The following is a 14448-nucleotide window of genomic DNA, read 5'->3' on the forward strand; positions in this document are numbered from 1 at the left end:
CGGTAGCGCCGGTGGCGCCCGTGGCACCGATGGCGCCGGTGTCGCCGGTAGCACCAGTAGCGCCGGTGTCGCCGGTAGCGCCGGTAGCGCCGGTGTCGCCGGTAGCGCCGGTGGCGCCCGTGGCACCGATGGCGCCGGTGTCGCCGGTAGCACCAGTAGCGCCGGTAGCGCCAGTAGCGCCGGTGGCGCCCGTGTCGCCGGTAGCGCCAGTAGCGCCCGTGGCGCCGGTAGGGCCGGTGGCGCCCGTGTCGCCGGTAGCGCCCGTGGCACCGGTGTCGCCGGTAGCGCCGGTGGCGCCGGTGGCACCAGTAGCGCCGGTGGCGCCCGTAGCGCCGGTGTCACCGGTAGCGCCCGTGGCGCCCGTAGCGCCGGTAGCGCCGGTAGCGCCGGTAGCGCCGGTGGCGCCGGTGGCGCCGGTAGCGCCGGTGTCGCCGGTAGCGCCCGTGTCACCGGTAGCGCCAGCAGCGCCGGTGCCGCCCGCAGCGCCGGTAACGCCCGTAGCGCCCGTGTCGCCCGTAGCGCCAGTAGCGCCGTTGTCGCCGGTAGCACCCGTGGCGCCAGTGGCACCGGTGATGCCAGTGTCGCCGGTAGCGCCAGTAGCGCCCGTGGCGCCGGTAGCGCCGGTAGCGCCAGTGGCGCCAGTAGCACCGGTGTTGCCCGTAGCGCCCGTGTCGCCGGTGTCGCCGGTGGCGCCCGTAGCGCCCGTGTCGCCAGTAGCGCCGGTAGCGCCCGTAGCCCCAGTCGCTCCAGTCCCACCAGTCTCGCCCATACTAGCGCCAGTCGGTCCGGTAGCTCCCGTAACTCCAAATCCAGTCGGCCCAGTCGTTCCCGTAGCCCCAGTAGCTCCCGTAACCCCGGGATCGCCTTGCATCCCTGTCGGTCCAGTCGCCCCAGTAGCGCCAGTCGCACCAGGCATGCCCGGCCACCCGGGAATGCCTTGCATCCCGCGAGCGCCAGTCGCTCCTTTAGCCCCCGCTGCTCCCGCCGGTCCTGCGGCACCTGTGATTCCAGTAGCCCCAGTAGCCCCAGTCGCACCTGTGGCTCCGGTAGCGCCAGTCGCCCCCGCATGCGCGTGATGCTTTTTCTTTCGTACTCGGCATCCGGAAGGACTAGGCATGCGGCGTCCTTCGCGTTGGATGCACAAGAGCGCATCCTCGAGTATACGCGACGCTTTATGCACGTCGGAGCAATCCATTGTTGGGTTCGAATGAGCGAATTGCAGCAGGCGAATAGCACGATCGATTTGCTGTATGCAGCGCGGTCGCCGTTTTTTGTGTTCGCTCATGTCCTCACCCCCAAGCAGAATCGTCCGCCTTTATGTTTGTTCTGGGCTGCAAAGCTTGCGAATCAGCTCTTGTGCCGCACAGATTTCTTTCGAAGCTGTGCAGCGCTTCCCGCTTAGCAGTGCTCGTCTTGCGCGACGAAGCCGACGGATAGCGCAAGCGAGCTGCCGGCGCTGTTCCTCGCTATGAAGGTGCATCACGGCTAAGCCCCCTTATTCCAATCCATTGCATGCCTGAAATACGGATTACATGCGCAGCTCCGCAAAATCATCCGCTGCCTGGGTTGTCGTCCCGTTGCTCCGCGCAGACTCCGTATAGATCGCATCTAGCGTGCGCCCAATGCGCTTCACTCGGCTCCGCGTTCGAAACGTTCCTTCGCCATCGAGCTCGGCAGCCGTCGCGATGACGCCGCCCGCGTTTATCACATAATCAGGCGCATACATAATATTTTGCTGCTTCAATGCAAGCGCAAATGACGGATCGCGCAATTGGTTGTTCGCCGATCCGGCAACGATGCGGCATTTTAGCCGATCAATCGTTCCTTCATGGATGACGCCGCCTAATGCGCAAGGGGCAAAAATCTCGCAAGCCGCATCGTACACACGATCCGGCGCAACAGGCAGAGCGTTAAACTCGCGAACAGCTTGCTCCACGAGGCTGACGCTAAGGTCGGTGACGATGAGCTGCGCGCCCGCCCGATGCAAATACCGGCACAATGCCCAGCCGACCTTGCCTAAACCTTGAACCGCAATCGTGCGTCCGGCCAAGGCCCTTGAGCCGAACGTGCGCTGCGCGGAAACTTGTATGCCTTCATACACCCCGTATGCAGTCATATCCGCCGTCCAGTCGCCGGTTCCGCCAAGCGATCCGGTCGTATCCGTCACATAGGGGGTGTGCAGCGCAACATGATCCATATCCACCGCAGTTGTACCGACGTCGACACCCGTCCAATAGGCGCCGTTCAGCCGATCGATGAATCGCCCGAGCGCTTCGAACCGCTTGGCGTTCCCGTGATCTCCGACCCTTCCGATGACGACTGCTTTACCGCCGCCGTAAGACAGCTCGGCCGCCGCCGCTTTGTATGTCATAGAACGGGCCAGTCGCATGGCGTCCTGTACCGCTGCTTCTTCATGGGGATATGGCCAAAGTCTGCACCCGCCGAGCGCAGGGCCGCGTTTGGTGCTGTGTATGGCAATAAACGCCGTCAAATCGCTTTCCCGATCCCGGCACCAGACCAACTGCTCGAACCCATCTTGTTCCAGCTCCATCCATAGGGTCATGGATGCATCCTCCTCGGGAGATCGTCTATGCGATAGCATATTCGAGACATCCGCCAACTGCTACGATCTTCCCGTTGGGCAGCCTTCTCGATGCAAAATATCAGGTGAGAAGCGAATTCCGTTAGGCTGACAGAGAGGGAGCAACTTCGAGGTATGTCTTCATTGCAGCTTATACAACGAAAAACGACGGATAGAGCGCTTAAATGGATCGTCAATGCAAAACGTGCAACGGCAAAGTCTTGCATCGGCTCAGATACGAGCCAAAGCTTGCATCATGGCGAGAGGCATTGCACAAAGTGCAATGGGGAGTGAAGCGAGAGGCAGGAAGCAACATCTCGTTGCACAAAATGCAGCGCCCTCATCACGTGGGGGCGCTGCAAATTCATTGCTAGACGAAATATCAAGTCGCTCCTTCCGCGGAGCGACAGCGGATGTACCTGTGCCAGCCTTACTGGCGGAGTAACTCCGGCGACAGCAGCAATAAGCTCCGACCGGTCCTTCGTCTAGACGGGTCAACAAGCGTGTCACTAGCAGCTCAGGTCGAGCAGCAGCTCCTCCTTCTCCCTCGTTATGGCTGCACCGATCCCGCAGGCTGGGCAGCCTGCAGCTGCTGTTCGGCGAATTTGCGGTACAGCGCATGCGACTGCAGCAGCTCCTCGTGCGTGCCGCGTCCGGTGATGCGGCCTTTCTCGATAAATAGCAGTTGGTCGGCGTCGACGACGGTGGACAGCCGATGGGCAATGACAATGGTTGTACGGCCCTTCATTAGGTTGCGAAGCGCCTCTTGAATGTAGTGCTCGGATTCGCTGTCCAGACTGGAGGTAGCTTCATCGAGCATAAGGATAGCGGGGTTGCGCAGCAGCGCGCGCGCAATGCCGACGCGCTGGCGCTGGCCGCCGGACAGCTTGACGCCGCGCTCGCCGACTTCCGTTGCGTAGCCTTCGGCGAACTGCTCGATGAACGGTGCGGCATAGGCCATTCCAGCCGCTTGCCGGATCTCCTCATCGAATACTTCGCGATCCGTGCCATAGGCGATATTGTCGCGAATTGATCCTGTCATAAGCGTGCTTTCCTGCTGCACATAGCCGATCATCGAACGCCACGAGCTAAGCGAGTAGGCTTCGATCGGGGTATCGCCTAACCGGATCGCGCCGCTCGTCGGTTTGTAATAGCGCTCCAGCATGGAGAAGAGCGTCGTTTTGCCGCCGCCGCTCGGTCCGACCAGCGCAGTAACCTTGCCCGGGGGGATGCTGAAGCTGATGCCGTCCAAGACAGGCTCGGCGCTGCCCTCATAAGCAAACCGGATATTGTCCGCGACCAGCGGCAAATCCGCCCGCGATGCCTCTGCGCCTGCCAGCACGTCCTCTTCCGGACCGGCGAGCGTCTCCGTGATGCGCTCGGTCGCGCCGACAGACTTTTGCATCTGGGTGAAGAACATCGCGATTTGGCTCGCTGGCATAATGATTTGGAACAAATAAAGAATGAAAGCGACCAAGTCGCCGGCCGAGAGCGCGCCCGAGGAGACGCGGAAGCCGCCGTAACCAATGATGAGCACGAGCATCAGCATAAGGATGAGCGAGATCAACGGTCCGATGAGCGCTTGTACTCTGCCTTCCTGCAGGCCAAGCCGGAACATGGCGCGAATGCCCTTCATGCCGCCTTCGAATTCGCGATCCTCCGCATTGGATGCTTTTACGAGGCGAATCTCGGACAGTACTTGACTAAGCACGCCGGAAAACTTGGCGGTCTCGTCCTGCATGCTTTTGGAGACGAGATGCATTTTACGGCCGAGCGGCACCATGAACAGCATGAGCAGCGGCACGGCAGTCAGCATGACGAGCGTCATGCGCCAGTCGAGCGCAATCAGGATAGCGACCGAGCCGATGATGCTGATCGTACCTGTGACGAAGCTCGTCATGTGCTCGGTAATGAGCCCTTTGACGACGCCAGTATCGTTCGTCATGCGGCTGACGGTCTCGCCGGTCTGGTGGTTGTCGTAATAGGAGACGGGCAATGCGAGCAGCTTGCGCCATAGCCGTTCTCTAAGGCCGGCGACGACCTGTTGGCCGACGCGAGCGAGCATATAGGTGGAGATGGCGGCTGTCGCTGCTTGCGCAAGGAAAGCGGCAACGAGAAGCATGATTTGAGGGAGCCCGATCGATGAAAGCGAAAAGCTATCGACGACGTTTTTGGTCACAAGCGGAACGACGAGCGAGACGACGGTGGACGATAAGCTGAGCGTCAGGGCGATGGTTAAGGCGAGCTTGGAAGGCTTCGTTGCACGGATCAGGCGCCAGAACGGCCGCCAGCCGCGAAAAGGGCTTTTGCTGATCGATGGAGATGATGGTGACGGTTGCTTCATATGCATTCTTCCTCTCTAGATCCGATGGGTCGCTATACGGTTATTATGGCATATGGTTGCGCTACCGCCATCCAACGCGGGAATGAGCTTGCGCGATCATCCAAAGCGAAGCGGCGGATAGCAGCCTATCAATCTCGGACGAATGCCGCCAAAAGACGCGAATGGTCCTGCTAGCCTAAGAGGCGCCTGTCGGTGTCCCGAGGGACTAGCAAGCTCCGCAACCCTTGACGCTGCGTACATTTCGCCCTTAATTTGCGCTGATGGGGGGAAGTCCAGTCCCTCTGAAACAGCTGCGGCATAAGATAGACTATCTTAAAACTTAGGAGGCATTTACAAATGTCTAACTGTCATCCGCACAAACCTCACTGTCCACAACTTGATCCAGTAGTCGTTGATCCGGTGAATGTTTATAAAGATTTTTACTACTCGCAGCCGTACGATGTGGTTCATCCCATCAATATCATTAACCAGCATCACTGCGTTCCATGCCCTCACCACGTCACGGTCGTTACAGAAACGGACGTAATGGGCAACATGATGGGACCTGGCATGATGCCTGGCATGCGCACGAGCGGTTCCCGCAGCACGCGCGGCATGCGCAGCGCTCGCAGCGGCGGAAGCCGCACGCGTGGAAGCCGTCGCCGTTAATCCGTCTTTCCAAGCGCCTGCGGAGCAATCCGCAGGCGCTTCATTATTTCAAGTTTCGATTAGCAACCAGTCAAGCTCATTGAGTAACGAATGTGAATTTTCATAACATCGGAAGGAGAAAGTTGATTTAAATCGAATAACTCTCCTAACAAATGATTTCAAAAAAGACCGTTTATCAGCGCTCAGGGGGAGGCGTGTTATGACGCTAGTATGGGTGATGTTAGGAATGCTGTCGGTAATCGTATTAGCCATCATAGCCAGCCTTCCGCGGAGGAAGCGGCTGCTGATGCATGCGTCACATCGGATGGCGGGAATCGGAAGCTGGTCTTACAATATCGAGAAAAATCAACTATTCGGTACGGAGCTATTTTTCGGGTTAATCGGGTTGCCCGTTCCGCCGCGCGCGCGAATGAAACTGGAACAATTTCTAGAGCTGGTGCATCCTGATGACCGTGTACGAATCGAGCAGCATCGCGATACGAATCATGAGGGAAGCTTTTCGATCGACTTCCGTATGATTCGAATGGACGGAAAAGTGCGCTGGATGCATGCGCAGATGCAGGCGACTTCCCCGCATCGGTGTGTAGGCATTTTGCAGGACCGAACGGCAGCGCGCAATCTCGAGACAGAAGCCCGCCTCGCCCATCATCACCTGTACTCCTTCATCGATCATCATCTCGATCCGATCGTTATCTGGAGGGCGGACGGCATAGTGATGAGCGTCAATCGAGCGTTTACAAGCCTTCTGGGCTACAGCACCTATGAGATTGAGGGGAAAGGAATTGCGGATACGCCGTTTATTCCAGACGAACATCGGGAGCAGATGGACAGGTACTGCAGACAGACGATCGAGAACAAGACGGCGGTCACCTTCGAGACGGAACGATTGAAGAAGGATGGCGGCAAACTGCACATTTTATTGTCGATTACGCCGCTCGTCGGAGCGGATGGAAGAATGGACAGCTGGATCTCCATTTTGCGGGATTGCACGGAGCAGCTCGCAGCCAATCGCAAGCTGAAGGAAGCGCAGGAGGAGCTGGAAAGCTTCGTTGATCATAACATTGATGCAATCGCATTCTTCAACCGAGATGGGAAAATTCGTAAAATGAACACCGCTTTCCAGCGTATGTTTGGCTGGACGCTAGATGAGCTGCAGGCTGCACCGGTTCAGGAGTACCCGTTCTCGAATGGCCGGACAGAAGCCGAGCTGAGGGAGCGCCTGGAGGAGATCATGAGCGGTAAAGTAACAAAAAATGCAGAATTTCAAGGCCGGCGCAAAGACGGCACTGTCCTGCCGGTTATGGTCTCGTCGACGCCGTTTCCTGACCGCAATGGCTTGGCTGTCATGTTCAAGGATATGAGCGAGCTGAAGCAAACGCGCGATATGTTGGGACGTTCGGAGATGCTATCCGTGCTGGGGCAGCTGGCCGCGGGCGTGGCGCATGAAATCAAGAACCCGCTAACGTCTTTGAAGGGCTTCGCGCGCCTCTTGGAGCCGTCGCTCCAAAATAAAGAGCAGCGGTTTATCGGCATTATGAAAGAAGAGCTGGACCGGATTGAGCTAATCGTGAATGAAATGCTGGTGCTGTCGAAGCCGCAGGTCATCATGTTTGAAGAGCGCGATATGAGCGAGCTGTTGAATTATGTGATTGAGCTGCTGGGTACGCAAGCGATTATGAAGAGCATCGAGATTAAGAAGGAATTTGAGCCGGTTCCGCTTATCGCATGCGAGGACAGGCAGTTGAAGCAGGTTTTCGTTAACCTGTTGAAAAACGCGATCGAAGCGATGCCGGGCGACGGGCACGGGCAAATTCGCGTGAGCTTACAACAGGCAGGGCATTCGGATAGCATACGCATAGAGGTGTCGGATCAGGGCCAAGGCATTGCCCCCGATCGACTGGCTCGTCTAACCGAGCCCTTCTATACGACGAAGGAGAAGGGGACGGGGCTTGGCCTGATGATGACAGCGAGCATTGTTGAGCGGCACGGCGGCACGATCCATTTTGCAAGCGAGCTGGGCGTGGGCACGACGGTTACCGTTACGCTGCCGATCCAGCAGGGGACGAAATAATCGAAAGAGAGGTTTATTTCGTCCTGCTGCAAGAATAAGTTCACCATAACATGATAATAATTATCATTATTGGTTACGCTATTGACGAAATAAAACAAGCAGCCTCTCGGAAAGGCTGCCTGCTTGAAGCTTCATTAGATTTTCGGTTCGAACGTTTTGCAATCCGTTTCTTCGGACTGACGAGGTTGATTGGAACGGCTGACGACATAGATAGAAGAAGCGCTGCATTTGTTGCCGGATGCCCAGAACTTGCATGAGTTGACTTCGCAGAGCACGTCTTTTGCCATGAAATTCACCTCCTGTCGCTTAGGTGCGGCACGTGGTAAACAGCCTGCCGCTCTTCCTAAGGATGGGCTTTTTTGTCATGGTTTTATACTTGTCTGCGGCAGGAAATGTGTCCCGCTGCTGTCTGGAGCTTCAGGCAGTTTCGGCGTCTCGTATGCTTACTTCACCCACTGGACAACTTCGTCCAGCGATTGGCGCGTTTTGGGACGGGGATCGTTGACCCGATAGCCGAAGGCGGCCATAACCGATACGCCGAATTGGGCGGGATCGATAAGCCCTTCCTCCACGAGCACGCGATTAACAGCTTCTTGGTCAAAGCCTTCAATCGGGCAAGAGTCGATGCCAATGAGCGCAGCTGCAGTCAGCATATTGCCCAGCGCGATATACGTCTGCTTGCTGGCCCAGTCGAATAGATAACGGTCATCGCCATACAGGTTGAAATCGGACTCTTGGAATTTGCGATACATGCTCCGTTTGCCCGCCTGCACCTCAGGAGGCAGCTGCTGCACGTTCTCCATCATGTGCGTGATGTGGGGAGCATCCGCGTGCACGCCCTCCTTCGTGCGGGCGAGCAATACGACAAAGTGGCTTGCCGTAGGCAGCGTTCCCTGCGCTCCCCATGTTACGGCGCGCAGCTTCTCGCGAACGGCTTCGTTCTGGACGACGAGAAATTGCCAAGGCTCGAACCCGTAGGAGCTTGGCGACAAGCGGCCTGTCTCCAGAATAAAGCCGAAGTCTTCATCGGAAATCTGACGGCCTGGATCGAATGCCTTGGTTGCATGGCGGAATTGATAAGCGGATAAAATTTCAGCTTTGGATAACGTAGGAATAGACATGAGATTCATCCTTTCTTCTGTGCCTGCCGGGTGAGCCAGCGGCATCTGTTCAATTGGGGGGATTGGCATTATTATAGTGGGATAGATCACCTTCTGATAAGTACGCACATTTTTGTTGTATAGTATCGATTTTGATACTTAGGAGTGGATAACGGAGAGGGGGGCTTTGGATGAATGAGATGCAGCAGCGGGAAACGCAAGAGCTGGATCAGAACGCAGAGCCTGCAGCAGGCTTATCTAACGCGAATCGACGGTACACTTGCTCGGTGGAGGCGACCCTTGATGTGATCGGCGGCAAATGGAAGGGGATCATCGTGTTCCATCTTCTGAATCGAATGCGCCGGTTTAATGAGCTTCGGCGGCTAATGCCCAGCATTACGCAGCGGATGCTGACGCTTCAGTTGCGGGAGCTGGAGGAGAACGGCATCGTCCATCGCGAGGTGTACAAGGAGGTGCCGCCGCGGGTGGAATACTCGTTAACGCCGTTTGGACTGACGCTCCGTCCCATCATTATGCAGATGATGGAGTGGGGCCGAAGCTACGAAATGATGCTCGCGGAGCGGGAGGAAGGGCTGGATGCGCTGTCGGATAGCGACTGCACTTCGGATGACAAGCTCAAATGAATAGCAAAGCCCTCGAAGTTTGCGGCGGATTGTCGTGCTTCGAGGGCTTTTTCATTTGTTTAGCAATTGCTTAAGCATCTGGCGCAGCTGTTCGATCCGACTGCCCTAGCGGCAGCATAACGGTAAAGGTCGTTCCAGCGCCAAGCGCGCTGTCCGCCCGAATTTCGCCGCCGTGCTGGCGAACGATCGTCGCGACGATGGCTAGGCCGAGCCCGCTGCCGCCTTGCGCGCTGCTGCGGGCTTGGTCCGCTTTATAGAACCGCTCGAACAAATGCGGCAAGTCCGTCTCGTTGACGCCAATTCCGGTATCGGATATCACGATGGTCGCTTGCTTGGCCGCGTCATCCTTCCGAAGCTGAATGCGAATGCTGCCGTCCTCCGGCGTGAACTTAATCGCATTATGGAGCAGATTCGTCCACACTTGACGCAGCGCATCCTCATCGCCTGTTATGCTGAGCGGCTGAATATCGATGTCGATATCGAGCTTTTTGGCCAGCCATAACGGCTCTAGCGCAAGGACAGTTCGCTTCAGCTGCAGATCAAGCGAAAAGGTCGTTTGCTCCCCGGGCTCTCGTCGTGCTTCAAGCATTGTGAGCTTCAACAGGCTGTCGCTTAATTTGGACAACCGCATGCTCTCGGATTCGATCATGTTCAAGTAATCGGTTCGCGTCTGAGCGGACAACGACTCATGATGAAGCGCTCGGGCGAATCCTGCGATGGACGTTAATGGCGATTGCAGCTCATGGGATACGTCGGAGATGAACCGCTGCCGAGTCTGCTCCAGCTCCTGAAGCTCCGATGCCATGTCGTTGAGCCCTTCGACGATCATTCCGATCTCGCCTCGATTACGCATCGTGGAGAATACCTTGACGCTGAAATCGCCCGACGCGATGCGTTTCATCGCATCCATCATAATTTGCAGCTGCTTGAACTGCTTTTGCCAAGGGGCTGCAATCGTCGAGAAGATGCCCATAAGCAGCCCGAATAACAGCAGGGGCGCTATGGCATGCCAGTACGAGCTGAACCAAGCCGGCAGCGGCATGCCGATTGCTACCTGATAGCGTTCGCCGTCGGAGCCGGTCACAGTTATTGCTAACGCAGCATCCCGCGCATGGAACGGGTTCGCCCATCGATAAATAAAGCGTGTTTCCTGAGCGGATGGGCTGGCCGCGGCGGACTGCAGCCCAAGCCGATTTACCATTGCGGCCGCGTGTGGTCCGAAGACGGCCCATTGGCCCGAGCGATCCGCTACGGCGATCGATAGATTTTCTTGCTCGGCTAAGGCTTGAAGCAGCTTGTTTCGCCGCTCATCGCCGTTATCGGCGGCGCTAACGTCTGCTGCCTCCAGCAGCTGAACGGCATGCTGCGCGTCTTGCAGCAGCTGCTGTTTCGTATCCTCGCGGTGCATCCGATCGGATGCGTAGGAAACGCAAATGAATAAAAGCGTCCAAAAGATCGTCATCGCGGTGACGGCGCCTACGAAAGATAACGCAATATGCATACGCCGATACCGCTTGGAATGCTGCTCCAGCGATTTCATTCGCCAGCTCCTGCTGACGGTTCCATCCGGTAGCCGAGCCCGCGTACGGTTGCGATGCGGAAGCCGGCTTCCGCTTCAGGGAATCGCTCGCGCAGCCGATTGATATGCACATCGAGCGTCCGCTCGTTCCCCTCGAAATCGATGCCCCAGATCGCTTCAATAAGCTGCTCGCGCAGCAGCGTTTGGCCCGGATAGCTCGCAAGCTTGAAGAGCAGCTCGAATTCTTTGGGCGGCAGCGACAGGCTCGCATCGCCCATCAAGGTTTCGAACGTCCGCCGGTTCAGCGTGACAGCGCCAATCTGGACGGAGGAGGACACTGCGATGCGATAACGCTTCAATAAAGCTTTGACGCGGGCCACCAGCTCCTCGGGAATGAACGGCTTGACGACATAGTCATCCGTGCCGAGGTCGAAGCCTTTTATTTTCTGCGACGTCTCGCCCTTCGCCGTTAGCATAAGCAGCGGCATGTCGGCATAATAGTCTCGCAGCTCCTGGCATAAGCGATACCCGTCCATATTCGGCATCATCACATCCAGAATGACGAGATCGGCTTTGAACGTCTCCAGCTTGCGTATCGCATCCAGCCCATCGACAGCTTCCTCGACGATATAGCCCTCCGTCTCCATGAAGTGGCGGACCAGCTTCCGAATCGCTCCATCGTCATCTACAACTAACAGGTTAGCCATTGCGGCGTTACCTCCTTCATATCCGTTTGATCGCATGGAGCGACCGCTCTGTTCTTATTATCGGTATTCTAGCATCATCGACAGCTTCCCTCATAGGGGCTTGCGGCATTTGCGCCTGCTTAAAAGTAGTGTATAACAGTCATGTAAATGGAATTTAAACAACCGTCCAACAATCGGGTGAACAAATAGTCCGTCCCCCCGGTGTGAATGTTCGTCACATTGGGATGACAATTCAGGGGAGTCCCCTCATATACTGTTCTATAGCAGCGAAGAGAGCGGGGGATGATTGAATGCGGAATACCACTCGGAAAGTAGCGATCGCGGGAGTAGGATTTGTCGGGTCCAGCTGTGCCTATTCATTAGTGAACCAATCGATCTGCGACGAAATCATGCTGATCGACCGTACGCCGGCGCGCGCCTATGCGCAAGCGCTCGATTTGTCGCATTGCATGGATTTTACGCATACGCGGACCAAAATCTACACCGGCAGCTACGCCGATTGCGGCGATGCCGACATTATCGTGCTGTGCGCGGGCGCGAGCCCGAAGCCGGGCGACACGCGACTGGATATGGCGGACACCGCCTATGCGATTTATAAGGATATGATCCCGCAAATGATGGCGAGCGGCTTCGACGGGCTCATTGTGGCTGCGGCCAATCCGGTGGACGTCGTCACGTATATGGTTTGGAAGCTGTCAGGTCTTCCGCGGGAGCGGGTTATTGGTACGGGAACGTCGATCGATTCTTCACGGCTCAAAACGCTGCTGTCCGAGTATTTGCCGATCGATCCGCGCAGCGTCAGAGGGTATGTGCTTGGCGAGCATGGCGACTCGCAATTTCCGGCATGGTCGCATGTTACGGTAGGCGGCAAGCCGATTCTGGATATTCTCGCCCAACACCCGCAGCGGTTCAGCCAGCTGAAGCTGGACGATATCGCCGCGAAAACGCGTAATGCGGGATGGGAGATTTTGCAGCGAAAAGGGGCTACCTATTATGGCATCGCCAACGCGATTGCGCATATTGTCCGCTCTATGCTCAATGATGATTACAACATAACGGCAGTGTCCGCTGTGCTTGAGGGCGAGTATGGCGAGCGCGAGGTTTGCGCGGGCGTGCCTGCGATATTAACGCGGCGCGGCATCGCGGAGCTGGTGGAGCTTAATTTGACGGCGGAGGAGCGGGCGAGCTTTGCATTTTCGAGCAGCGTGATCAGATCGGCGGTTGCCAAATTGCCGTTGTAACAGGCTGTTTATTTGCAAGCGGAGCTGTCGCAGGGTATGGCAATAGTGGCAATAAGTATGGGATGCCTCGAATCGTCGCACGCTATCGGGAGGAAACAACACGATAGCCAACAGATGGAGGTACTGCCATGCCCAGATGGATCGCCCTTTATTTCTCCGATTTGCGTACGTTAGCGACCAACCCCGCTTTATTAGTCATCGTGACAGGACTGTCTGTGCTGCCGTCACTGTATGCGTGGTTTAATATTGGCGCGTCATGGGATCCGTATGGCAATACGCAAGGCGTGCGGATCGCCGTGGCAAACGAGGACCGCGGAGCGGACATGCTAGGCAAGCCTGTTCACATGGGAGAGGAGATTGTCGCTTCGCTGAAGTCCAATGATAAGTTCGGATGGACGTTCACAGACGCCAAGGATGCGCTCGATGGCGTGCGCAGCGGCAACTATTATGCGAGCATTACGATCCCGGAGAATTTCTCCGCACGTATCGCTTCAGTCGTGACGGATACGCCGCGACAGGCGGAGCTGATCTACGACGTGAATGAGAAAATTAATGCGATCGCGCCCAAAATGACGGGGAGCGGGGCGTCCGGCGTCATGCTGTCGGTAAGCAGAAGCTTCGTGCAGACGGCGAACGGCGCTATTTTTAAGCTGTTCAACGAGCTTGGCATTAAGCTGCAGCAGGAGCTGCCGTCTCTTCAGAAGCTCGAAGCGCTCATGTTTCGGCTGGAGGACAACCTGCCGCAGATTGAAGCGGCTGTGAATGCTTCAACCTCAGATATTGCGCGCATGCAGCATATTGTGGGGGTTGCGCAGCAGAAGCTGCCTGAGGCGGAGCGCATTGCGAAAGAGGGAGGCAAGCTGGCGCAAAACGCAAGCGACTTCCTGCAGCGCTCGGACGAGGCGCTTAGCCAACTGTCGCCGAGGATTGGCAGCGACCTTGCGGCGCTTGCGCAAGCGGCGGCGTCAGTGGCGGCTATTGCAGAGCAGTTGCCGATTGGAGGGAGCGGAATTGCCGCTGGAGGAAAGGGCGGAGCTGAGGCGGAGGGAGATAGCGGAGCGGGAGTGAGCGGAGGCGAGGCGAGCGGGAGTGGCGGAGCGGGTGTGAGCGGAGGCGAGACGAGCGGGAGTGGCGGAGCGGGTGTGAGCGAAGGCGAGACGAGCGGGAGTGGCGGAGCGAGAGTGAGCGAAGGCGAGGCGAGCGGGAGTGGCGGAACGGGTGTGAGCGAAGGCGAGACGAGCGGGAGTGGCGGAGCGGGCGTGAGCGGAGGCGAGGCGAGCGGGAGCGGCGGAGCAGGCGTGAGCGGAAGCGGCGGAGCGGGAGTGAGCGGAGGCGAGGCGAGTGGGAGTAGCGGAGCGGGTGTGAGCGGAGGCGAGGCGAGTGGGAGTGGCGGAGCGGGAGTGAGCGGAGGCGAGGGGAGCGGGAGTGGCGGAGCAAGTGCGAGCGGAGGCGAGAATGGGATGGGCGCCAATGGCGCGGCAGCCGATGGCACGGGCAACGCTGCCGATAGCGCAAGCGCGGCGGCGGCGGCGGGCAACAGCCGCGCGCTTGCGGCCGCGCGCGCCGATGCGGCTGCGCTGGCGCGCATGCGCG

At 57.7% G+C, this 14448-nt stretch carries 12 protein-coding genes and 1 pseudogene; 5 read left to right on the forward strand and 8 right to left on the reverse strand.

What is annotated here, in order from left to right:
• From PAECUDRAFT_RS26680 to PAECUDRAFT_RS23985, 4 genes and pseudogenes are all read right to left on the reverse strand, one after another.
• Positions 1 to 1285 (reverse strand): annotated as a pseudogene (locus PAECUDRAFT_RS26680) (collagen-like protein); the annotation flags it as partial.
• 30 nt (positions 1286 to 1315) lie between these two features.
• A complete protein-coding gene (locus PAECUDRAFT_RS26035; RefSeq protein ID WP_158306273.1) occupies positions 1316 to 1480 on the reverse strand; it encodes a hypothetical protein in 165 nt (54 codons plus the stop codon).
• Between the two features lie 48 nt (positions 1481 to 1528).
• Positions 1529 to 2563, reverse strand: coding sequence for a Glu/Leu/Phe/Val dehydrogenase dimerization domain-containing protein (locus PAECUDRAFT_RS23975; RefSeq protein WP_006040765.1), 1035 nt, complete (start codon positions 2561 to 2563; stop codon positions 1529 to 1531).
• Positions 2564 to 3131: 568 nt separating this feature from the next.
• Positions 3132 to 4925 carry an ABC transporter ATP-binding protein gene (locus PAECUDRAFT_RS23985; protein ID WP_006040766.1) on the reverse strand — a complete coding sequence of 598 codons (1794 nt, stop codon included), beginning with the start codon at positions 4923 to 4925 and terminating at the stop codon, positions 3132 to 3134.
• 336 nt (positions 4926 to 5261) lie between these two features.
• Between PAECUDRAFT_RS23985 and PAECUDRAFT_RS23990 the strand changes: the two genes are divergently transcribed.
• Both PAECUDRAFT_RS23990 and PAECUDRAFT_RS25075 read left to right on the forward strand, forming a co-directional pair.
• On the forward strand, positions 5262 to 5573 hold the full coding sequence (locus PAECUDRAFT_RS23990) for a hypothetical protein (protein WP_006040767.1): 312 nt from the start codon (positions 5262 to 5264) through the stop codon (positions 5571 to 5573).
• Between the two features lie 199 nt (positions 5574 to 5772).
• A complete protein-coding gene (locus PAECUDRAFT_RS25075; RefSeq protein WP_006040768.1) occupies positions 5773 to 7644 on the forward strand; it encodes a PAS domain-containing sensor histidine kinase in 1872 nt (623 codons plus the stop codon).
• Positions 7645 to 7778: 134 nt separating this feature from the next.
• Here the strand turns inward: PAECUDRAFT_RS25075 and PAECUDRAFT_RS25450 are convergent, their stop codons facing one another.
• Complete coding sequence (locus PAECUDRAFT_RS25450; RefSeq protein WP_006040769.1) at positions 7779 to 7931, reverse strand: DUF1540 domain-containing protein; 153 nt, start codon at positions 7929 to 7931, stop codon at positions 7779 to 7781.
• A 156-nt stretch (positions 7932 to 8087) separates the two neighbouring features.
• Positions 8088 to 8765: an NAD(P)H-dependent oxidoreductase gene (locus tag PAECUDRAFT_RS24000; RefSeq protein WP_006040770.1), complete on the reverse strand. Its 678-nt coding sequence runs from the start codon at positions 8763 to 8765 to the stop codon at positions 8088 to 8090.
• Between the two features lie 170 nt (positions 8766 to 8935).
• Here PAECUDRAFT_RS24000 and PAECUDRAFT_RS24005 point away from each other — a divergent pair, with 170 nt between their 5' ends.
• A complete protein-coding gene (locus tag PAECUDRAFT_RS24005) occupies positions 8936 to 9388 on the forward strand; it encodes a winged helix-turn-helix transcriptional regulator (RefSeq protein WP_006040771.1) in 453 nt (150 codons plus the stop codon).
• Positions 9389 to 9458: 70 nt separating this feature from the next.
• Here PAECUDRAFT_RS24005 and PAECUDRAFT_RS25080 read toward each other — a convergent pair whose 3' ends face one another.
• Entirely contained in the window at positions 9459 to 10928 is a 1470-nt protein-coding gene (locus tag PAECUDRAFT_RS25080) for a sensor histidine kinase (RefSeq protein ID WP_006040772.1), read from the reverse strand.
• A complete protein-coding gene (locus PAECUDRAFT_RS24015; RefSeq protein ID WP_006040773.1) occupies positions 10925 to 11614 on the reverse strand; it encodes a response regulator transcription factor in 690 nt (229 codons plus the stop codon). Before PAECUDRAFT_RS24015 ends, PAECUDRAFT_RS25080 begins: the two co-directional genes overlap by 4 nt.
• A gap of 290 nt (positions 11615 to 11904) precedes the next feature.
• Between PAECUDRAFT_RS24015 and PAECUDRAFT_RS24020 the strand changes: the two genes are divergently transcribed.
• Both PAECUDRAFT_RS24020 and PAECUDRAFT_RS25085 read left to right on the forward strand, forming a co-directional pair.
• A complete protein-coding gene (locus PAECUDRAFT_RS24020; RefSeq protein WP_006040774.1) occupies positions 11905 to 12855 on the forward strand; it encodes an L-lactate dehydrogenase in 951 nt (316 codons plus the stop codon).
• Between the two features lie 128 nt (positions 12856 to 12983).
• A partial coding sequence (locus PAECUDRAFT_RS25085) for a YhgE/Pip domain-containing protein (RefSeq protein WP_006040775.1) occupies positions 12984 to 14448 on the forward strand: 1465 nt, incomplete at its 3' end.

It is taken from the genome of Paenibacillus curdlanolyticus YK9 (genome assembly GCF_000179615.1).
Taxonomy (GTDB): Bacteria; Bacillota; Bacilli; order Paenibacillales; family Paenibacillaceae; genus Paenibacillus_T; species Paenibacillus_T curdlanolyticus.